The organism is Flavobacterium sp. N1736 (genome assembly GCF_025947065.1).
Taxonomy (GTDB): Bacteria; Bacteroidota; Bacteroidia; order Flavobacteriales; family Flavobacteriaceae; genus Flavobacterium.
The window spans coordinates 5,073,714-5,096,937 of record NZ_CP109994.1; the positions used below are offsets into that span (position 1 = coordinate 5,073,714).

Below are 23,224 nucleotides of genomic sequence, written 5' to 3' on the forward strand. Positions count from 1 at the left end.
TTCATGAAAAAAATAATTACTCTATTTTTAATACTAATTTTTCAAATTTCATTTTCGCAGGAAAATAGAATATTACAACTTAAAAATAATATCGAATCCATTACTCCCGATGCTCCGGGTTTAAATGAAAAGATCAATGTTAATATAAAAGAAGCTTCATTGTCCAGTTTTTTATTGGCGGTATCTCAGGTTCATAAACTTAATATTAGTGTAGCACCTAATTTAAGTCAGATTAATATTGTAAATAATTTTTCGGATGTTACAGTTGGTGATTTAATTATATTCTTATGTAAGGAATATAATTTAACCATTGATTTTACAGGAAATATTCTTTCTATAAAATCATATGTAAAACCAGTAGAAATTCCGACTTTAAAAAATATTGATGTTACGTATGATCTGGCTAATAATTTGCTTTCTTTAAATTTAAAAGATGATAAATTATATGATGTTTTTAGAAAGATTATGGACGAAAGCGGTAAAAATTTAGTTTTTGCCCCGGGTCTTGAAAATCAACTATTAACAGTATATATTAAAAACATGCCTTTTGATGCTGCTTTGAATAAATTAGCATTTGCAAATAATTTAAGCGTAAATAAATCAAGAGATAATTTCTATATTTTTGATAAAATTGAAGGAAATTTTGTTAGTGAAGGTACAGGAACTACAAACGGAGAAATAAGACAGAATAAACCTCAAAGACCAAGAAAATCAAATTTTTTCTTTACAATAGTTGATAGTGAGAAAAAGTTATTAGATGTTGATTTCGAAAATACTCCCATTTCGAGTATTGTTTATGATATAGGACATGAGTTAGATATTGATATGTTTATTTCCAGCCCGCTTGAAGGTGCTGGTAATGGAACGGTGAAAGCTAAGAATATTACTTTTGATGATCTTTTGGTGAAATTATTTCAAATAAAAACAGATAGCAGTCCTTCATCTAATACTAATTCGCAGCAATTTAATAACAATTCCGGAGGTAATACAGCACCACCATCAGGAGGTTCTTTTACTTTTATGAAAAGTGGATCTATTTATTATTTTGGTACGAAAGATCAATTAGTAGTTAGAAATATCAAGTCGATTCCTTTAATGCATCGTTCTATTGAAATTTTAAGTGATCCTTCAAAAGAGGGTAGAAGTGCCGGTAGATTAAATAATACGAATAGTTATTCAAATTATAATACGTTTGATAATAATAGTAGTAATACAAGCAATAGTAACAGATCGAATTCTAATTATCAAAATAATAATTCAGCAAGCAGCAGTACAAGTTCATCAGGGAGTAACCCATCAGAATCAATTTTGACAATTATTCCTGATGAAATCAAAAAAGATTTAGACATTAAGATCGATAAAGAATTAAATAGCTTTTTAGTAAATGGCCCTGCGGCTAATATTGAACGATTTGAATCTTTTATAAAATATATTGATAAAGCGGTTCCGGTTATTTTAATAGAAGTAATGCTTTTAGAAGTAAATCGAAGTGCTACTGTTGAAACAGGTATTCAGGCAGGTATTGGAAGTAAACCTGTTACAACTTCAGGTACAGTTTTTCCTAATGCGGATATTAATTTAGGAGCATCCACAATAAATAAAATCATTGACGGATTTAGCGGATTTGGTTCTTTGAATATTGGCCAGGTAGTTCCTAACTTTTATTTAAGTTTGAAAGCTATGGAAACCAATGGAAATTTAAAAGTTCGTTCTTCTCCAAGATTATCAACTTTAAACGGTCACAAGGCATATTTATCGATTGGAGAAACTACGTATTATGTAGTTACAAATCAAAATTATTATGGTTCTCAAATTCCGCAAGCATCAGAGGTTAAAAATTATCAGCCAATTGATGCTGAGTTATCGGTAACAATTATGCCTTTGGTTTCTGGTAATGGACAAATTACGATGGATATTAAAGTAATACAATCTAGTTTTAATGGTCAAAAAGTTGATAAAGATGCGCCTCCGGGAATTAATTCCAGAGAGTTTACATCAATTATCAGAGTAAAAGATCAAGACTTAATCGTATTAGGAGGACTTGAAGAATCAGTAAAAAATGAATCAGGAACCGGAGTGCCATTGTTATCCAGAATTCCAATTTTAAAATGGATATTTAGTTCTCGAAAGCGAGAAGATTCTAAGAAAAAATTGAGTGTATTAATTAAACCTACCGTTATCTACTAATGGCTTTACCATCAATCACTACTATTTTGCTTGGCAAACAGTACATGGGTATTGAGCACTTCACTTTAAATAATGAAGACAAAATAGCATTATTATTAATCGAAAATAAAAAAGAAGGATTAGTAATTGATAAAAAAGACAGAGTTAATTATAATGGTAAAATTGCTGAAAAGTGGGATGTTAAACTTCCTTTCTTTTTAATTATTAATACCAATCAGGTTATTCAAAAAGAGGTTTCAGGAAATGATTCTTCTGATGATAAATTATTGCATAAAGCATTTCCAAATACCAATTGGGATGAATTTTATTATGAAATATGGAGATTAAAAACTAAATCAATTATTGCGATTACCAGAAAATCGTATGTAAATGATTTAATGAAAAATTATGAAAATCAGAAAATTACAATAGCAGGAATAAGCCTTGGTGTTTGTCCTATAGTCGATACAATTGATTATACTCCAAATGAAGATTACTTAAATACCAATAATCAAATCATTTCTAAAAAAGAAGATAATCAAATTATCGCGGTTAGCACACAAGAGTCTGCTATAATTTACAACATAAATGGTCTTGAGATAGAGAACAGGCAGTTACTTGCTTTTTCAGGAATTTTGCGACTGATTATGAATTCTACACTAAATACGGGATCGATCATATCTTATAGTGAGACTCTATATAATGATTATAATCAAAAAACTTTTTTTAATAAAGGAATCAGGATTATGGTTGGAGTTATATTGGTTATTCTTGTTTTTAATTTTATGTTTTTTACGCATTATTATAAATTGGCACAAGAAACTTCAGAGACTTTATTAGTGAATAAATCTTCGATTGAAGATGTTACTAAAATAAAGCAAAGGATTATTGTAAAAGAAGAAAAAGTTAAAAATATTAGTGGAAAAGCAACTTCACAAAGTTCATTGATTATTAACGAAATTGCAAATAAGGTTCCATCTTCTATTTTATTAACTGAACTAACATTTAATCCTTTAGAGAAAAAAGTAAAGATTGAAGAACCAATTATTGCTCAGGAAAAAACTATTGCAATTTCTGGAACAACAATCGCAAATGAAGCGTTTACGAATTGGGTCGAAGAAATAGAAAAACTGAAGTGGGTAGATAAAGTTTTAATAACTCACTTTGGAAAAAATGATGCTAATGAAACAGCTTTTTCGATTAAATTAACTTTGAAGTAAAATGAAGCTGAATAGAAAAAATAAATTGCTTTTACTTGGTTTTGCATTAGTGCTCTATGTTTGTTATTCTTTTGCAATATCAAATACAATAAATTATTATAAAGAATATAAAACAAAACAAGAGGAGATAGCTGCAGATAGTAATATGCCTAAATTAGTAGGACAGCTCATTCAGAAAGAAAAACAATTAGATCAGGTATTATCAAAATACGATGTAAATATTTCAGAATCATTTCAAAATGATTTATTAAAACAACTAACAGCATATAGTGATAGTTACAAATTGAAAATTGTCGATTTTCAGGAACCCCATTCCGTAGCACAAAAAGGATTTACTGTAACAAGTTATATCTTTTCGTTAGAAGGTTCTTTTAATGGTTGTTTAGCTTTACTTAATAAGGTTGAAAACAATCCGGCTCTTGGAACTATTAAGCATTTGAACTTTATCAAGAAAAGAAACTATAAAACGAATACAGATCAGTTATTTGTAGAGATTATTATGCAAAAAAATAAAGGGATTTAATTCGCTTACTACCAAACCAAAAACGATATAAATAATTATGAAAAAGACTATTTTTTTATTATTTGTGGCATTTGCCGCACAGACCAGCCTTGCCCAAAGTGTTTTTCCTACTGATGGTGGGAGCGTAGGGATTGGAATAACAGATCCAACTCAAAAATTAGATGTGAATGGTAATGCTATATTCAGGGGATCAATCATTAGTTCTATGTCAGATATTAGCACAGGTGGGCATATACGATTAATAAACCCCTCTAAAACTTCTAATGGTATTGCAAATACCTGGATGATTTATAATATGGCATCTGATTTTGGAAATAGTATACAATTTTGGGCTTACGATAAGCTAGGTTGTGCAGGCGGTGGACTTTGTGCAAACAGATTTACAATAACAGATAATGGTAATGTTGGTATAGGAACAACTAATCCAGCATCAAGACTTGAATCAATTAATACAATAGCTGGAATAACTTCATTTAAATCAATTGGCACAAATGGTTATTTACTAATAGATAATGTAGGATCTGGTGAAAATTATTATAGCGCAAATAAGTTTCAAGAATTTCAGATAAATGGAGTGCCAAAAATGAGAATAAATTCGGAGGGAAATATTGGTATAGGAACTACAAACCCACTAAATAAATTAGACGTAAACGGAACTATTCATTCCAAAGAAGTAAAAGTTGATATGAAAGACTGGTCAGATTTTGTCTTTAAAAGAGATTACGATTTGCCAACACTCGAAGAAGTAGAAAAACATATTACTGAAAAAGGACATTTAGAAAATATTCCGAGTGAAAAAGAAGTTCTTGAAAACGGAATTAATTTGGGTGAGATGAATGCTAAGCTTTTACAGAAAATTGAAGAGCTGACACTTTATATGATTGAGATAAAAAAGGAAAATACTGAACTGAAAAACAGACAACAACAATTTGAAAAAACAATTTTAATACTCATTAATAAAATGTAATTATGAAGAATTTATATATAATAACCTGCCTTTGTTTGTTTTTTATTACAAACGCAAATTCACAAACATTATCTGCTTTACAACAACAAAACGCAAGAGCTACCGGTTATGCAATTGTAGCCGCAAGAAACCCAGGCAGAAGTTTTTCTGTTTTCATGATTAAATGGGATGGAATAAATACTCTAGAAGATAATGCTAATAATCAGATTAATCCATTGTGGCATGCTCAAGCAGCAGTAAAGGGTAATTTTTTTGATCAAACATTTGTAGACAACAATTTTTCTACGTACAGTTCTGTAGTGATTAGTCAATCAGAGTTTGATACTTATAAATCAACAGGATCAGATTGGTGGATCGTTTGCTCATTTTTACCTCCTTTCAGTAACTCAGGAATCTCAACTTTAGAAAACGGCAATGTAGGTATAGGAATATTGAGCCCAAAAAATAAACTAGATGTAAAAGGTACGATCCATTCTCAAGAAGTAAAAGTTGATATGACAGGTTGGTCTGATTTTGTGTTTAAAAAAGAATATGATTTACCAACATTAGAAAAAGTAGAAAAACATATTGCCGAAAAAGGACATTTGGAAAATATTCCTAGTGAAAAAGAAGTTCTCGAAAATGGAATTAATTTGGGTGAAATGAATGCGAAACTTTTACAGAAAATTGAGGAGTTAACACTTTATATTATTCAACAGGAAAACAATAATAATAAACAATCAGAGGAGATTGATTTATTGAAAAAAGAAAATCAAAAATTCCAATCGATTCTGGAAAGAGTGGTTAAATTAGAAAATCAATCAAAATAAAAATCTGTTTTATATGAAAAATAAACTAACTTTTATTGCAATAATTGCTTTTTCATTTTCTATAAAAGCACAACTTTATACTCCAAGTGGAACAATCTATGGGACGTCTATTAATAATAATATAGGAATTGGGACTGGTAATACTGTAGCAAAACTTACTATTCAGGCAGGACCGGATGGTTATCCTACACCTTTAAAAGCTATTAGTATTTGTGGACCAAATTCACCGGAAAATGCAAATTCAGCTCAGGATGTAAGTTGGGATTTTGCTGCTGCAGGTTCAGCTGTTATAAGAAGTTACAGAGGCGGCGGTTATGATACCTATTTACAATTTTTAACCAACAATGCCAATGATAATTCTTTAGGTAATTCACCTGAGGTTCGTATGCACATTAATGGAAATGGAAATGTTGGAATTGGGACAACAAATCCTTTAGCAAAATTGGCAATTTATAATGGAAATATATTAGTAAAAAATATAGATAATGTTGATAATCTTTCTGCTGTAATGATCACGCACTCTGTTAAAGATGCCAATTATACTGAAGTTGGGACCAAAATTGCTACAATTGTACAAAACGCAGGAAGCAATGCTTATGGAATGCAATTTTTTACGATGGAGTCTCATTTAACAGGACAAACAGAGAAGCTTAGAATTTCAGGAAATGGCAATGTAGGTATTGGTACAATAAACCCATTAAACAAACTAGATGTAAATGGAACAATTCACTCCAAAGAAGTAAAAGTGGATATGTTAAACTGGTCAGATTTTGTGTTTAAAAAAGAATATGATTTACCAACATTGGAAGAAGTTGAAAAACATATTGCCAAAAAAGGACATTTAGAAAATATTCCAAGTGAAAAGGAGGTTCTTGAAAATGGAATTAATTTGGGAGAAATGAATGCTAAGTTGCTTCAAAAAATCGAGGAAATAACTTTGTATATGATTGAGATGAAAAAGGATATTACAATTTTAAAACAAGAGAATAAAGAACTGAAATCAGAAATTTGCAGGAAGTAAAAAAGAAAAATATTTATTAAACTAAATACCATGAGAAAATTTATATTGATTTTAATATTACTTTTTACAGCAATTAGTAATGCTCAAAACTATAATAATATTGTAAATTATTCCATATATGGTACTCCCAGTTATGGCGTAAAAATAAAAACGAATTTGCCGTTCCTTCCAGCAAATCAGATGCCTACTATAACGATAGTAGGTTATAATTATAATACAGCGGAACCTATAAACTTAACCCTTGTTTATTACATTTATTTTAATGGTTCTTCATCCGATCCCTCAGCGTATTATTTTCATGAACCAAAAATTTCCTCGTCAGGAAGTTACACTCCGGAAATTTATCTATCTAATGAAAATGGAAAGGTCGTTATTTTTATAAATGATAAAGTTTATTTTCAAAGATTTACAGTTAGTGCTTATGCTACAGGATTAAGTGAGACTAGTGCCTGGTTTCAAGGATGGACAGCTGTTGATGAACCAATGACAGGGACTAAAACGGTCGAAGTTCCATATCAAAATAGATTTAAGGGTAACGTTTATCTCTCTGGAGGAAGTATCTGGAATGCTGCGGGTAATGTGGGGATAGGAACTGAACATCCGGATGCAAAATTAGCGGTTAATGGTACGATCCATTCTAAAGAGGTAAAAGTAGATTCAAATATTCCTGTACCCGATTATGTTTTTGCAAAAGATTATAAATTAAGAAGTCTGCAAGAAGTAGAAAACTATGTAAATCAAAATAGCCATTTACCTGAAATCCCGTCAGCAAAAGAATTCGAGAAAAACGGAATTCAATTAGCAGAAATGAATATGGCTTTGCTTAAAAAGGTAGAGGAATTGACTCTTTATGCGATAGAGCAGGAAAAGAAAACGGAGAAACTATTAAAAGTTATTGAAGAGCAGAATAAAAGATTAGAAACCCTTGAAAAATCATCAAAAAAATAAAATTCTTTTCTAGAAAAAAAATTAAGCCACTTCGTTAAATTAGAGTGGCTTTTTTTTGTCTTTTTTGGAGATATTTTTTATTTTTTAGATTCAGTATTTTCCAATCGCTTTAATTCTGCTTCTACAATTTCAAAAAGTATAATTTTAAATTTCTGGTTGATACCTGCCCGAATAATTGTATTTTTGTTTAATACACAGCAAGTAAATAATAGATTAACCGTATCCTACAGTTCGGAACCTGTTTTTTACATTTCACTTAATTCTTTATTGGTAATTATTATCTTTGAACTATGAGCACATTAACAAAACCAAATCATATAGGGCGAAAAATCAGCCGTATTCGTGAACTGAAAGACATGAAGCAGGAAGCTTTGGCACAAGCTTTAGGAACAAACCAACAAGCTATATCTGCTATGGAAAATAGTGAAACCATAGATGAAGAAAAACTTATTGAGGTGGCGAAAGCTCTTGGAGTAAGTGTAGAAGCAATTAAAAATTTTTCAGAAGAAAGCGTATTTAATTATTTCAATAATTTTTACGATAATAGTCAGGGAACTGTAGGGAATTATCATTGTACATTTAATCCATTAGACAAACTAATTGAATCTTACGATGAAAATAAAAAACTTTACGAACGTTTATTGCAGGCTGAAAAAGATAAAGTTGAGTATTTAGAAAAATTAATGAAAGGGAAATAACCTTTAAAAGCAATAAAAAACTCCATTGAAATAATGGAGTTTTTTATTGAAGATTCCAGAGCTTTTTAGTTTGAAATTTCCTCAAAACAATCCGTTTAATGAAGTGGCTTTTGTTTGATTCAAATGGGTGCGAAGTTAGGAGACATTCAGCTTTTCATGAGAAATTTTTGGATAGCGGTAGTATTCTTTCAAAAAAAATGCGGATTTTAATTCGAATCATAGTTCTATAAATATTATAGTAAGCATCCTTGTCGTTATATTTATACGCCATAACTATTGAATATGGCAATGAAGATTCAAAGTCTCCTTTTTCATCGAAGTATATACATAGTCTGGTATATAAATCCTTATTCCCAGAATTTAAAATAATTTCTTTTGTTTCTCTTATTTCAGAATCTTTTAAAATTCCATCATTACATGAACTAAGTAAACAGTTTACGAAAAAACACAATTGTAAGTATTTTGCTTTCATTATTAATCATTAGTTTATTTATTAAAGCACACCAGCTGCGCAAATGTCTCTGACTTTGCGCCATTTGAAACAAATATAATTGAAAAAAATAAACCTCATAAAGTCTCCTGACTTTAAACTAGATTTTAATAAAAACTCAAATAAAATTCAATTACAATTTAATACTTTTTTAATCTTAGTCTTTTATAAATGCAATTAATTGACATCAGTATTATTTGAAAGCTAATTGTAAAAAGTTAAGAACTTTTATGAAATTCACGTTTTAAAGCAACAAAAAAAGCGCAAAGTCAGAGACTTTTGCGCAGCTTTTCCTTTGTATTGAGTTATTTATAATTACTTATTCTTCAACAATTCACCTTTACTGTTGTACAACAATAAGCTTTTTCTAGCTTTTGTATAGCCTCTACTTGCTGATTTTTCTAAATATTTGATGGCTAAATTTCTAGTCTCTGTATCCAATACATTTAAATCTTCAATTGTCTCTTCATCATTACCACTTATATAACTATTAGTTCGATACAAATCGTTATATACATCATAATACGCTTGAGCATATTGATATTTGTTTGCCATTATTAACGACACACGCAAATAATCAGACCTGTGACCGCTTAATGCATAAATCATAGATAGTTCCTTATAGGCTAATGTATCACCTTTATTTACTATTTTGTCCATTAAACTATCAACCTTCTTTTTATCATTAAAATAATCTTGATAAACTCCTAAAGTTGATTTCGAATTATCTTCAATCTTAGGCTTTACCTCTTTATTATCTTTACAATTACAAAAGATAAAACTAACAATAGCCAAAATTATTAAATTTGTTACTTTCATATTAAAACAATTTACCAGATGCCCTATATGTGCTATATAGCATCCTACTGATTTCTTTTCCATTTTGATAAACTACTCTATAACCTTTATTATCATTATATTTGATATTTGAACTTGCTCCATTAATTACAGACTTCCCACTTGCATCATTTCCATACATAACAAAACCATCAAATGCAACAACTGTTGCGTTTGGATGAGCTTTAGATATTTTTTTTGCCATAGATTTATTTCCGGAGCCTCCTTGACATATAAAAAGATTTATTGTAAAAGCCCCAAATCCGCCTTCTATTTGTTTTTTATATGCAGGACTTACCTTTGACATTCTTGTATCAAAATCTTGAGCATTATCAATAAAAGGACCACCCGTTTTATAATCAGCAAAAAAACCTTCGCCTTCTCCATCAACTCCTCCATGACCAAAGACGTCAAAAATCCCATCTCCAATTTGGTAATTTTCTGGTTTATTTTTTTCATCAAATGTTCCAGCGAAATTAGAATGATCACGTGCGAAAAAATTGACTGGTGGTTCACTACCATCATTTGATGTTTCATCGCTTTTATTTTCACTTCCGTTACTATTTAAACCAATACTACCCATGGCATCGCTAAAAGAAACAGTTTTATCACCATCATTATATACTCCTTTATTTCCTTTGTTATGTTCTTCCCAATTATATGTCGCCTGCATTCCATCAGGATCAATAAAAAAGACAGGATTATTAAGTGCGTATGTATAAGGACTAAATCTTCTGGATGTTTCAGCCAAAGGATCAATATTCATCCAGCGACCAATCGCTGGATCATAATTACGTGCCCCAAAGTCATAGAATCCAAGCCCCAGCTCGTCTTGGAGATCCTTGCCGTTGTACTTATACTTCTGAGCTGGATTTGATGAAACGATCATATTATTGTTATCCTTCTGTTTTAATCCAAAAGGATAATAATTGTTTTCTTCCACTATTTCGTTTTGCCCATTTTGTGTTATTTTTTCTATTTTTAACTCATCAAACCATGCACTTCCCTTTACAGTACCAGTGTTGTAATCAAGGGTTATTCTTGAATTTATCGTTTTAATATTGGCTGGTACCGTAACAATCTTTTCAACATATATCCATTCGCCTTTAGTAGTGATGTATTTATAATCATACAGTGTTGTATATTCAGTTTCTCCTTCTTTTTTTCCCATCAGTTCCAATCTGGCACGAGACCATTGTGTTATGTTTTCTAAAAGAACCCATCCTGAAATACGATATTGCGTATCTACAGTATTGTTTACGGCAATCCACTGTGTACTGTGCACAGATCTCGATACGTCTTCCACATGTACATCTATTCTTCCTGAGCGATTACCAGAATGTTTTACAGCTGTGTCAAATGCATCTAAAGCATGTCCCCAGCTGGCACCGGTACCATCCCAACCTGTTGGGTTTTCAAAACTGTCTTGCCATAAAGTCTGAGAATTTGTCTGGCTTGTAATTACACCATCATTGTTATTATCAGCATAACTCAATCTTATATTACCTAAATGATCTTTGTATTGATATACATATTTATAAGAACTGCCAATAGGCTCAATATAACCTTCTGGTTGGTTAATAAATTTTAAAACAGATCCGTTACCTTCTTCAAAATTTTGAACATATTGAAAAGCTCCGGCATAAATAGTTTCTGTTACGTCTCCCTCTTTGTTTACTCTTTTCTTTTGTTTTGTTCCTAAAGCATCATAAATATAATTAATTTTTGAATAATCATCATCTCTAAATTTTATTTCTACAGGAAGGTTCAAATAATTATATAGTATAGCAGTAATTTCTTTATTACTATCAGTACTCACGTTTCCATTATTATCATAAGTATACTCAACAGCAGTATTACTTCCATTATTGAATCCTTCGGTACTGCCTGATACATCTTCTACTTTGGTGAGCTTATTTCCAGTATCATAAGCATAAACCAGATTGTCCATAGTACCAAATAGAGTAGCGGTAGAATTGGTATTCCCTAATCTTAAAATACTCATAATGTTACCATTTTTATCATATTTGATACCTTCGTTATATCTTCCCGGGTTTATGGTTGAATTATCTGTAGCTTGTGTTAACCTGTTTAAATTATCATAATTATAAGTATAATTTCTTAAACTATTGTCAGTATTGGCTGTTCTCCAAAAGGTCTGGCTAATATTGCCATTAAACAATGGAGCTCCCGTTGTTGGAGTGTTATAGTTTATCTGAAAAGCAAATAAATTATTACTAATGTTATTTACATTATTAATACCTTTTAACCAGCCTCTAATATTGTAGCTGTAATCAACGTTTTGTAGTCGTGATTGTGTTGTTGCTTTACCGCCAACACCTTTCGCTATTAGCTGCCCTAAACTATCGTATGCATTATTTGCAATTATTTCCTCCGGCTGATTATTAATAGTTTGTTTTTGTGTTAATGCTCTGCCTGCATGATCATAAGAATAAGTATCAATGATAGTTATCATACCATCACTGTCTTTTTTATGTGTAGAGGTAGTCTGTAGTGTTTTACCAGCAAAATCTAACTGGGTTTTTACTGATGCAACTATATTTAAATAATTATTTTTATTATAATTATAAATAGATCTTCCTTTAGTATCATAATAGCTAACATTGGTTGTCCAGGCTGATGTTCCTAGAATACGTACTTTAGAACAGGTGGCTAGTCCTTTGGCATTGGTAGCAGGTGTAATGCCATATGATATAGCCGCTGTTCCCTGATCTAAATCTATATCAAGATAGTTATCATAATAAGTTATGGTAAAAAGGTCAATTCCTGTATTTGGAAAAACAATATTAGAATAATTTACACTTGTACCGTTAATATTTAAAGCGTCAGCCTGTTTGTTTTCAAATAAAGCTGAACTATCATTTGCCAAGGCTTGTACAGAAGGTCTGGTTATTTGTACGGAATTTATGTATTCACCTGTATATACAGGTCTGCCAAAAGCATCGTATTTAGTAAACATCCATTTGTTGCTGGCTTTTAAATTAGCATCTTGCGAAAGTATCGGTCTGTCTAATTTATCATAAATAATATATTCCCATTCTTTACCAGGCAATTTTTTTTCAACTAGCCTATTTCTTGTATCATATCTATATTGATAACACAATTCTTTTAAAGCAGAATCACTTATTGCTCCTTCGGCTTTAGGGGATAAAACATAAGTTAAGTTTCCATAAATATCATAAATGTAATAGGTATCGTGCTTAACTTCTGTTTGAGATGCATAGTTAGAATAAGTGCGTTTTAAAATAAGTTTTCCTTCTTTATTTTTAAATTCTTCTGTTGTATTATTTTTACCACTTACCCAATTTTCATCTTTAGTTATACTCTTATACAATTGATTATCAGAATAAGTTGTAGTAGTAGAAACAGCTGGAACATAAACACCATCAGAATTTAATGTTGTTGTAACCACATAAAGTTTAACTTCATCAGCTGCTGTTGCACTATTGGTTTGATAGTCTAGTTTTATTTCGTGACCAGAACCTAATGCCCAGTCTTTTCCGGGAGAAGCTTGCAATAATACACGATTTAAAGGTGAGTTTTCAAACTTCTTTTGAGAAAATGGGTTAGGAAGCGCATTATCAATATCCTGAGGATAATTTAATTTATAGTAATCAATAGTTCCGGATTGTGCATCAACGCTTTTTCTGTATGATGCAACAGAACCCAAATTATCCATATACGGTAAATATTCTTTTTCTTGTCTACCAATATTATCATAAGCAGTATGTGTAATAATATCTGTTTTATTAGGCGAAGCCTTTATACCAATATTCTGAATTGGTCTGCCTAAGCCATCATAATATACAACACCTTCTATAACGTCAGAATTATTTGCTATGGCATCACTAGACTTTAAACCCGTTTGATATTTGCGCGTAAAAACGAAATTTTCATTGCTTAAAGCAAAAGGAGGAATGTATTCGTCGGCACTAATTTTTGCCCAAAATGTACTTCCGGCCAGTATATAAGTATTAGGGCTAAGTGTAATACTTTGTGTTGCAATAAGGGTTTCATTTCCTGTTACTGTATAAGGTGTATTTATGCTTCCTTTTGTTATTGTTGCCGGAGTTTGAGCTGTCGTATATATAGTAAATAACAACAAAATAATTTGTATGCTATATCGTTTGTTTTTTTTCATCGTAATCTTATGATTAGGTTTTTAAATCCTCTAAATTATAGTCCGTCTTCAGAAAGAAAGTCAGCTTGATAATTTAGATTGTCGCTACTTGATAATCCTTGTTGAAAAGTTATTATTTCACTTTCAAAAGACAAAGGCGGACCCGAATCAAATCTTTTTGTAGCAATACAAATTAATTTTCCTCTCTTTCCGTTTAGCGATGGCGGAATAAAGAAAAGATCTCTAGATTCTAAAGTTCTAATGATTGGAATTTGCTGTCCAGTGTTTTCAATTTTTAAATACCAATTAAAAGTATAACTAGAACTATTTTCTACTTTTTGAATTACAGATTCCCTATCAAATCTATATGCTCCTTTATTCACATAAAAACTAGTATAATATTCCAGCATATACGGAAAAGTTATGAAAGATGGAAAAGCTATAGGAGTAAATATATCTTCATTATGAATTCCGCCTGTTGGTCTAGGAAAATTAAATAAAGGATGTAAGCTAGGGTTAGTAACACCTGTCCAGGTAAAAGTTGTTGGAAGCCATGCCGGAACAGGAATGTCATAAAATTGAAAATTATCGACCCATATTTTAAAATCAGATGGCTCTGGGTTGCCATTATCAATTGTCCACGGAGAATCATTCCAATATCCGGGATCTGCAGGTGTTGTTCCCGAATTATTTCCAATTCCATATCCTGAAGTTTTGCTGCAAACATCACCAGAATAAAAATCAGAAATACTTAACTTATAAAAGGCAGGTAAATTATCATAATCATCCAGCCCGCTTTTAAATTGCATTAAATTGCTTTTTGCCAGATAAATGACAGTCTTTCTAATAGGATCCTCACGATCATAACCTGATGTTATTTTTGCAGAACAAACTATTCTGCCAAAAGTTCCTTCTAAACATTTTGGTATAAAAAAGATATTTGAATATTCCTGAGCTTGCGGAAGTTCTATTTTTTTTCCATCAATTTCCATCCACCACGTTAATTCAATAACTCTGTTTGGTCCAAGAAATTTAGGATTTTCTAATCCTGCAAGGCTAAAAGAATAACCAGACCTTTCGGCATAATAATTACACGTATATTCTTCCAAAGGATAAGGCAGATTTAGTTGTCTATAATCATCAGGTAATGGTGTATAACCCGGGGTATAATGTACACCTGTCTGAGAAGGATTGGGAAAGTAAAACTTATCATGAAGGCTTAAGATGTTTCTTCCTTTGTATGGAGCATCATCTGGTAATTTGTCTTCCCAGCTTACTCCTCTGCCACAAGCTACAGGTATTTTATATGATGTATAATCACCAACTATTACTTGTAAATCAGTATCATAAATTGAATTATCTTCTTCTGATGGAATTCTTATGCTGTTTTGACAATCATTAGGTACGCCATTATAACCATAACAATATTCTTCAATAATATTTTGATCCTGGTCTTTGATTTTTTTAAGGCGATTTAAATCATCATATTCATATGAAATTAAATTTCCTTTTGGATCCACAATTGTTGTAATACCTATTAAAGGTTTGTATATATAAGACGTAACCATTGCACTGCCTAAATTGGTTCTTATCTTTTCAATTTCATTTTTTAATTGTTCTTCTGTATAGCTTTGCAAATACTCAAGAGTTTCAGAATTACTTTTCCCCAATGAAGTCATCACTTGAGAATAAGTTGCATTTTCAATTTTAGCAATAGGTTTAGAGTAGTTATATCCCCATAAATATACGGAATGCGTGTCATTTTTTTTGGATGATTCTATTGAATTACCAAACTTGTCATAATCATGAAACTGGATTTTTTCTTCAAATTGATTAGTCGCTGTTTGTATTCCTTTAAGAGTTTGTATTGCTCTTGGCAGAATCAAAGTTTTGTTGCCTTTAGTAAAACTATTGTATAATACTTCTTGTGAAGTAAGATCTTCCTGGCTTTCGCCTGTTTTGCGTAAAGTTTTTAAAAGCACTGGTTCTGCAATACGATTAGCAGTGACAAGACTTGTCATTAAAGGAGTTGTAAAGTTATGCGGATAACTGGTTTCTTTTATTAAAGAAGTTGTAACTCCGGACTCATTAACGACACTTTCTACTGCTTTTGGCAATGAATATTTTAAATCATAAGTAGTTGTAGTAATATTTTGAACCTTGTTTTGATCGTATTTTGTTACTGTTTTAGTTTCATTAGTTAAATTTCTACTGGCATACACAGAAGGATAAAATGCAAAATCCGGTTCTATTGGTTCAGCATCAAAATGTTCAGAAGGAAAAACTTCTTTCCTCGAAATCCCAACTTTATCAGTAATTTGATCAAAAATATCATATTGATAGCTATTTTTGGTTTCTTCAACCAGAATATTGTTTTTGTCGTATTTTCTAATAAACTTTAGTTTACCAATTAATAATTCAGTATTATTAGTTGTAGGAAGCCTCCATCCATTATTTAAACCAAACTGAATCTTGTTTTTATCATAATCTCTGTATGTAAACAATGGTTGTTCGATTGGAAAATCCTTTCTTGTAGAAAATATCTTTTCCACATAACCGTTATCAGCATTTTCTTTAATCAAAACTCTAGAATATCCTACGTTTGATCCTTCCACTACGTCAAAATCAGTTCTTGAACTTGTAAAAGTATGCAGCACAAGCCCTGTTTGAAGTGAGTATGACCCTATACCTAAGTAAGTAGCTGCTAATGATTCGCTATAGGCATGAGAAATTCCAAGTGTAGGTAAATTATTTAGAATACCAGAAGAATTACCATTAATATCAAGGTAATTATACTTGTGTACTTGTATAGCTCCTTTCGTATCTACCAATTTATGAATTGAAATTCTTAAACCGCCAGATTGAACATTTTGTCCGGTTAAGGAAGAATAAAAATCATTTAATTCATATTCAAATTCCTCTCTGCCACCAGTTGGATATTGTACTTTATTTAAAACACCCGATTTTGTATAAGGTAAAGAAGGCTGTAACGACCTTCCTTGAGTAACAAAACTTGAAGGAAAAATAGGGAAGGGAGAAACTGATAAATCTTTTTTATTAGGGCTGTAATATAATTTAGGAGGAGGAATAAGGCAAGAAGCACAACTCACAGAAGTTACATTATTATATTCACTTGGTACAGGACCATTTGCATATCCTAAATAATCTGTAATAGTTGAACCTCTTTCCGGAAGTTTAATATCATCATTATAAAAAAATCGATATGGAGGTATAACTGCATTGTTTTTTCCTGTTTCCTGTACCGTTAATAGGCGTAGTCTTTTACAAGTAGGTTCAGCGCACTTGTTATTAGAAACCATATAGTCATATTCTAACTTTATCGTTTTTATAATATTGTTATTAATGTCCTTAATAATGATTTTTGATAAAGCATAATCTCCGGCAAATCTTTTCTAGGCTCTTCATACTTAAATTCAACAGATCCTTCAGCATAATTTATTTTACTTATTCTGTTTAAATTTGGAAACCTAATTTCAGTAGAACTTAAATTTTGAGTCGATTGATTACCACTATTATTTGTTACTTCATAATCAGATGTTTTTCGATATTCAGGATAATTTATAGCATATTTTTCATAGGTAAACGTAACCTCATTGCCCTTGAAATCTTTTATCGAGCTTAACTTATAAGCCATTATTTCCTGAGATGTAAGATCTCTGCTAGATTCTATACTTGCATAGGTAGTAAAAACATCTCGGTTAACATATTGATTTACATCTAATTGATCAAATACATATTGAGTTCCGTTTATATTAGTTATCTCTATTTTATTAACTCCCAGTATTTTTCTTTGTGGCCCTCCATCGAAAAAGCTTAAATCTCCCTGAAATTTAATATTATCTCTAAATTCTGGAAAAAACGGAATAACTGGTGATTTGCCTATTGTAGTTGTAATTTTATTACCCTGATAAGCAATTTCCATTACCGAGGCATCTTTTCTATGGGTAAAGGATGTATTAAGCCCTGGTGCATTTACATAAAATAAATCAGGAGATAAATCTTTTTTTGTAGTTATGATTCCCATATCAAACAATGTGTAGACTTTATCAACACCAGAAGTTATATCGTAGTAATTATTTAAAGAAATGTTTTGATTTTGCAAAAGCCATCCAACTTCCTTGAGTCTCATTCCTAATACAGTACTTGTACCAAGTTGGGAAAATTTTAATCTATGACTGATAGGATCACCTAATGCTCCTTCAACACTAAGCTTAAAATCTTCTATTCCTTTTATTACTTTTGTTACAATTCCGCCTGCATTTAAAGACCAGTTTTGACCAACGTTAGAAGCGGTTTCATCGACTTTAACACCTGTTGAAGAGTAATTTAATTCAATTGGAATATTAATTTGTCCTATTTGAATTTGGTATATTGGAACATTTATACTTGCGGAACCGGTATATTCTCCAACACTTGAAAAATTCACCTGTTTAAAACCGGCTGCATTTGGAGCACCAATTTTTGGAGTAAAAATTTCACTATAAAGTAAATCGTTAAGATTTGTTGATTGAGTATCGGTGCCACCTCCAATTGGTCCCTGATCGATTGGTTCTGTGGGATTATCTCCTCCTGGAACCTGAGTTTGAGATCTAACATTAAAAAAGAAAAAAATAAGAACAAATAAATAATAGTAATGTTTTTTCATAAATTAATCTATAAATTGGTTTTTGGCTTTTAGTAAAATTTGGTTAAATATATATTATATTTCTTTAATTTTAACTTTTAAAATGAAAGAAAAGTTTTGATTATTGTATTTTTAAATAATGTGTTTTTTTTATTTGATTATTCAATAAAAATATAATTTTTAACCAATCTTACTGTTCAATTAAGTCAAAATGTAGAATTATTACTACTGATATGCAACTGGAATTAATATATTGAATGAGGATGAAAGAAGAATAATTATAATCGTTTTTAGTTAACTTTTTGCGTTCAAAAATACTCCGTTAGGCAAATACCTCTTACTTTTGAGAAACTAAAATGATTTAAAGTTTCCAATTTTTATCTTAGTAAATATCAAAGATTGCATCTCTAAAAGACCTTATCCTTGTAACGGCCAAATGAAAGGATTCGTGCGGGAGTGGTAATAATGATTCTGTCTGGAGTAAGACAGTTGTTTGCTAGAGAAACAGTTAAAACAAAAAAACGACTTATAAGTCAATTTTTTGTAAATATATCTACCTTGCTGTATTAACGATTTTAAATAAATAATAAGATGATTTTGGTATGTCTTTTGGATTTGAGTAAATTTCACCAACTTCATATTTAGCATGAATATTTCCTCTTTCATATGCTTTAAATAAATAATAATTCGCTAGATTATTTGATTTACTTGAACTGTCTTTCTCACGTAATGTTAATAGATAATATGTATCAAAAAAGCTTCGCTAAAATCATGTATTTGTGACATCTTTATAGCATAATATAAAAATTCCTCATAAGAATTTAATAAACCATATTGTTTAAAAGCTAACTTATATGAATTTGTATCTCCATAAGTCAAAGCGCTATCCGCAAGCTTTTTAGCTTTTTGTTTTAAATTATAGTATTTTTCATAATTCAATGAGGCTGTTACTTTTTTTAAATTATTCTTTTCCGATTGTTTATTGCACGAAAAAGATAATACAAGCAGTAAAAAAAATAATATTTATTTTCATGATTTAAATTTTTTTAAATTTTGTTGTTCTAGATCCCGGAACCTCTTTTCTCCTCGCTGACCGAAGTGTTCTTGTTCACGCTGCGCAAAAATCTCTGACTTTGCGGCATTTCAAACAAATATAATTGAAAACATAAACCTCATAAAGTCTCCTTACTTTAAAACTAATTTTCTTAGAATGTTGTTTTCTGAATGTAAAAAATCAAGCAATATAAGGCCTAAACGTAAAAAATTGAAAGACTTTTATTTATAAGAACATAAAAAAATTGCGCAAAGTCAGAGACATTTGCGCAGCTTTTCATAAGAAACTCTTCGTAGAGCGAGGGGTAATTTGACACTAAAAATCTCGGTTTCTCGTATCAAAATAGCCGATACAGGGAGGGAGTATGCTCTGAGTGCTATTTTTTAAATCTACTGAAATTACCTAGCATTTGCAGGCTAACATGGATTTTATTTAACAGTTTGGTACACTTTAAAGTGCTATAAAATCAAAAGCCACTCCGTTATGGAATGGCTTTTTGATTCTAATTATTGGCAAGATTGCAAATCTGCAGTATCGTGGTCAAATAGAATACTTATTTAATTTCTATAATTACTGTTCCAATTTCATTTTTTTTGTCATTATCATAAAAATGGATTCTTGCCTTAGTTCCAAGCTTATAAAATCTTCCCGTCGTTGTAATTGGGTTTTCATTTGACCGTTTTCTAATTTAAACCAAATAATATCGTCATAAGCTGTTGAGTATGTTTTTTTGGTATTCTTATACGCTATCCTTAGTGTCCTACTATTATCGTCAACTATATCATAAGAGAGAATTCCACTCATACCGAAATTCTTTTTAGTTATAGCTTTATCCAACCAAAACTCTAATTCTTCTATTTTCTGATTTATTTGCTTACTACCTGTTATTTGGATGTTTTCCTTAGAAATCTTATTAGAAAAAATATTTTTTTCCTTAGACTCACTAATAGAGGATGAAGGATAAAAATAATAGTTTATGAATTGACCACTATTATGAACAGAGACGCTTACCAAATAATACACTATACCAATTAAAACAATTATCGAGATATATTTAATACTTTTTTTCATTTAAACTTAATTTTTTGTAGGAATTAATTTTTTATCAACATCAGTACCTTTATTACTTTTTTCTATTTCTGCTTGTTTTGAACTAGGACTAAAGTTTAATATTGGTGTTCCAAAGAGACCTTCATTTTTACTAACTTCGCCATTCTTTAGACCTCCAGCATCTAGGGCTTTTTTGATTCTCTTTGTGTACACAGATTACAAATCTGTGCTATCGGGTACGTTACATAATCCAAACGTTACCAAAATTTGCTTTTTAAATAAAGGATTAATCCTATAAATACACTAAACAAGGCAATTCCTGCATAAACTTTTATTATATAATTAGATTACCATCTATTATGCCCATAATGGTTATTGCAGAAAATATAACTAATAATATTATATTCTCTGGTTTTTTTATCCAACTAATTAATTTATTTTTCATAATATTTTTATTTCTTTATTGACCAGTAGTTTTCTTTTTTTCTGTTGCTTTTGATACAGCCGTAGACGCAGTTCCTGAAGCGGCTGTAGCAGCTGTACTAGCTCTCCTAGCAACATAATTTTCGAGCTTTTTGGTTGCTCCACTAACATTTGCTTTCGCTTTAGAAGCCACATTTGATTTTCCACGAGCTATATTTTTTTCAGTATTAACCGCAGCTGTTAATTTTTACCAGTTGAAGAGTTTAACGCGCTTTTTTCTAGTTTTTTACCTATACCTGCTGCAAGTCTTCCAGCACCAACATCAATAAGTGTGCTTTTTAACGAACCTTACCTTCTTTAATACCCTGACCTGCCGCACTTACTCCTGCATCAGTGGCAACATCAACGGCTAATTTTGCAACTCTAGATGCATTTTTATATTGATTTAATGATGATATTCCCCCACTTAATGCACCTGCTCCTGCTGAAACTGCTATTGAGGTCATGCTTACATCTGTCCATGCTTCCGAACCCCTCGCTGACCGAAGTGTTCTTGTTCACGCTGCGCAAATGTCTCTGACTTTGCACCATTTCAAACAAATATAATTGAAAACATAAACCTCATAAAGTCTCCTGACTTTAAAACTAATTTTTCATGAATGTTGTTTTCTGAATGTAAAAAATCAAAGCAATATAAGGCCTAAACGTAAAAAATTGAAAGACTTTTATTTATAAGAACACATAAAAAAATTGCGCAAAGTCAGAGACATTTGCGCAGCTTTTCATAAGAAACTCTTCGTAGAGCGAGGGTTTTATATTTCTTTAGAATTATCATCATTTGATAATTGCACTTTACTTTCTTTATTATACATTTAAGTAAAAATTTATAACACAAATACCAAAAAACACACAAACGTAATTAATTGAACAATTATCACTGCAGTGTAATATTACCCGCAATTAATATTCAAAACTTAGAATACTTACAGGAAACGTAATTAACAGCACTACTAAAACCAATCTCCATAAAAAGGAGGATAAGAACACAAAATGCTATTGTTCCCAAACCAACATATAATAGAGAAAGTAATAATGAACTTCTTTTTGCTTTTCTTTTTAAATTTTCCATAATTATTTACTAGATGGTTGATTATTTACTCCTTTATTGGCTACACTATCCCATAATAGAACTGTACCCAATCCTCCGTTGTAAGGACTACTTAACTGTATTACTGTCTTGCCTGTTGAAAACAAGCCTAAACCAACTCCTAACAGCCCAGCTTGTACTTTTGTTTTAAATCTACTGGTAAAGTTAATATTGATAATTCTTGTCCACGAATCTCCAATCTGCACCTATAGCTTTGGTGTCTCCAAAAAGTCCTCCTGCTCCTGCTGTTCCAATAATTGCATACCTCCTGTCATGTCCAATAGCAGGATATTCTGCAAGTCTTGAAGGAACATAAGAGAAATCATCAGCCCCACTATATGTTTTTGGATTATTGCCTCCAAGGATAAGTTAATCCTAATAGATTTTGTCCAATTGTTCTAGTATCTAAACCATTTGGAGTTAGGTTCTTTTGAATTCCATGCCAAAAATTACCAAATGACTTTTCATCTGCATAACCCTTAATTCCACCACCTTCTTGTTTATTGTAGTAACTGCAAATTCATCTGCTAATGTCGAGCCATCGCTTAATTTACCTTGACCTCCTTCTGACATCTCACCCTCAATGAAAGTACTTTTGTTGTGCAAATGTAACCTGTTGTAATGTCACCATTTGGTCCAACAGAATAGTTATATCCTCCTACTACTAAAGCTCTGTATTTAAAATCGTCGATATTATCATTACCAACAACTCCGTAACCTCCACGTAGTTTTAAACTATTCACTACATTGTTTTCTTTCCAGAATGCTTCTTTTGAAAGTACCCATCCTAAAGAGAATGAAGGGAAAACTCCCCATTTTTTATTTTCACCAAAACGAGTTGATCCGTCACGACGAACAATTCCTGTGAAAAGATATTTCTCCATGTAATCATAATTGGCACGTAAAAACAATGAAGATAATTTGTGCTCAACAAAATCACTTGCTCTGTTTACTCTGTCTGTTTGTGGAATGTCAAAATTAAAAGATGCATCTTTATAACTTGTAATTGGCAAACCAAACATACTTACTCCAATAGAACCACCAATGTTTTCTACATAAGCTCCTTGTCCTGCTAAAATGTTTAC

The 23,224-nt window shown here is 31.0% G+C and carries 18 protein-coding genes; 9 read left to right on the plus strand and 9 right to left on the minus strand.

All coding sequences use genetic code 11. The features are described from left to right. Window positions 1–3: 3 nt before the first annotated feature. From OLM54_RS21475 to OLM54_RS21510, 8 genes are all read left to right on the plus strand, one after another. Window positions 4–2,187 carry a type II secretion system protein GspD gene (locus OLM54_RS21475; RefSeq protein ID WP_264536553.1) on the plus strand — a complete coding sequence of 728 codons (2,184 nt, stop codon included), beginning with the start codon at window positions 4–6 and terminating at the stop codon, window positions 2,185–2,187. Next, a complete protein-coding gene (locus OLM54_RS21480) occupies window positions 2,187–3,386 on the plus strand; it encodes a general secretion pathway protein (RefSeq protein WP_264536554.1) in 1,200 nt (399 codons plus the stop codon). The genes OLM54_RS21475 and OLM54_RS21480 overlap by 1 nt, the downstream gene beginning before the upstream one ends. Window position 3,387: 1 nt before the next feature. Then, window positions 3,388–3,909, plus strand: a complete 522-nt coding sequence (locus tag OLM54_RS21485) for a general secretion pathway protein (RefSeq protein ID WP_264536555.1) — start codon at window positions 3,388–3,390, stop codon at window positions 3,907–3,909. A 37-nt stretch (window positions 3,910–3,946) separates the two neighbouring features. Then, entirely contained in the window at window positions 3,947–4,876 is a 930-nt protein-coding gene (locus OLM54_RS21490) for a hypothetical protein (RefSeq protein WP_264536556.1), read from the plus strand. A gap of 2 nt (window positions 4,877–4,878) precedes the next feature. Beyond that, complete coding sequence (locus OLM54_RS21495; RefSeq protein WP_264536557.1) at window positions 4,879–5,685, plus strand: hypothetical protein; 807 nt, start codon at window positions 4,879–4,881, stop codon at window positions 5,683–5,685. Between the two features lie 13 nt (window positions 5,686–5,698). Further along, the gene (locus OLM54_RS21500) at window positions 5,699–6,706 is read left to right on the plus strand and encodes a hypothetical protein (protein WP_264536558.1); all 1,008 of its coding nucleotides are present in this window, start codon (window positions 5,699–5,701) and stop codon (window positions 6,704–6,706) included. A gap of 30 nt (window positions 6,707–6,736) precedes the next feature. Then, window positions 6,737–7,654, plus strand: coding sequence for a hypothetical protein (locus OLM54_RS21505; RefSeq protein ID WP_264536559.1), 918 nt, complete (start codon window positions 6,737–6,739; stop codon window positions 7,652–7,654). Between the two features lie 290 nt (window positions 7,655–7,944). Next, entirely contained in the window at window positions 7,945–8,352 is a 408-nt protein-coding gene (locus OLM54_RS21510) for a helix-turn-helix domain-containing protein (RefSeq protein WP_264536560.1), read from the plus strand. Between the two features lie 805 nt (window positions 8,353–9,157). On the opposite strand, the gene OLM54_RS21515 is transcribed toward OLM54_RS21510, so the two are convergent. The 8 genes from OLM54_RS21515 to OLM54_RS21550 all read right to left on the minus strand — a co-directional run bounded on the left by OLM54_RS21515 (window position 9,158) and on the right by OLM54_RS21550 (window position 21,498). Then, on the minus strand, window positions 9,158–9,661 hold the full coding sequence (locus tag OLM54_RS21515) for a hypothetical protein (RefSeq protein WP_264536561.1): 504 nt from the start codon (window positions 9,659–9,661) through the stop codon (window positions 9,158–9,160). Window position 9,662: 1 nt separating this feature from the next. After that, window positions 9,663–13,841, minus strand: a complete 4,179-nt coding sequence (locus OLM54_RS21520; protein ID WP_264536562.1) for an RHS repeat-associated core domain-containing protein — start codon at window positions 13,839–13,841, stop codon at window positions 9,663–9,665. A 35-nt stretch (window positions 13,842–13,876) separates the two neighbouring features. Further along, window positions 13,877–17,140, minus strand: a complete 3,264-nt coding sequence (locus OLM54_RS21525; RefSeq protein ID WP_264536563.1) for a hypothetical protein — start codon at window positions 17,138–17,140, stop codon at window positions 13,877–13,879. Between the two features lie 26 nt (window positions 17,141–17,166). Then, window positions 17,167–18,486 carry a hypothetical protein gene (locus tag OLM54_RS21530; protein ID WP_264536564.1) on the minus strand — a complete coding sequence of 440 codons (1,320 nt, stop codon included), beginning with the start codon at window positions 18,484–18,486 and terminating at the stop codon, window positions 17,167–17,169. Between the two features lie 1,603 nt (window positions 18,487–20,089). Continuing rightward, window positions 20,090–20,590, minus strand: a complete 501-nt coding sequence (locus OLM54_RS21535) for a hypothetical protein (RefSeq protein WP_264536565.1) — start codon at window positions 20,588–20,590, stop codon at window positions 20,090–20,092. A gap of 6 nt (window positions 20,591–20,596) precedes the next feature. Next, on the minus strand, window positions 20,597–20,782 hold the full coding sequence (locus OLM54_RS21540; RefSeq protein ID WP_264536566.1) for a hypothetical protein: 186 nt from the start codon (window positions 20,780–20,782) through the stop codon (window positions 20,597–20,599). Window positions 20,783–21,029: 247 nt separating this feature from the next. Continuing rightward, window positions 21,030–21,185 (minus strand): hypothetical protein, encoded by a 156-nt coding sequence (locus OLM54_RS21545; protein ID WP_264536567.1) that lies wholly within the window; start codon window positions 21,183–21,185, stop codon window positions 21,030–21,032. A 145-nt stretch (window positions 21,186–21,330) separates the two neighbouring features. Continuing rightward, window positions 21,331–21,498, minus strand: coding sequence for a hypothetical protein (locus tag OLM54_RS21550; protein ID WP_264536568.1), 168 nt, complete (start codon window positions 21,496–21,498; stop codon window positions 21,331–21,333). 822 nt (window positions 21,499–22,320) lie between these two features. Here OLM54_RS21550 and OLM54_RS21555 point away from each other — a divergent pair. Further along, window positions 22,321–22,455 (plus strand): hypothetical protein, encoded by a 135-nt coding sequence (locus OLM54_RS21555; protein WP_264536569.1) that lies wholly within the window; start codon window positions 22,321–22,323, stop codon window positions 22,453–22,455. A 229-nt stretch (window positions 22,456–22,684) separates the two neighbouring features. Here the strand turns inward: OLM54_RS21555 and OLM54_RS21560 are convergent, their stop codons facing one another. Next, complete coding sequence (locus OLM54_RS21560) at window positions 22,685–23,161, minus strand: TonB-dependent receptor (protein WP_264536570.1); 477 nt, start codon at window positions 23,159–23,161, stop codon at window positions 22,685–22,687. Window positions 23,162–23,224: the final 63 nt, after the last annotated feature.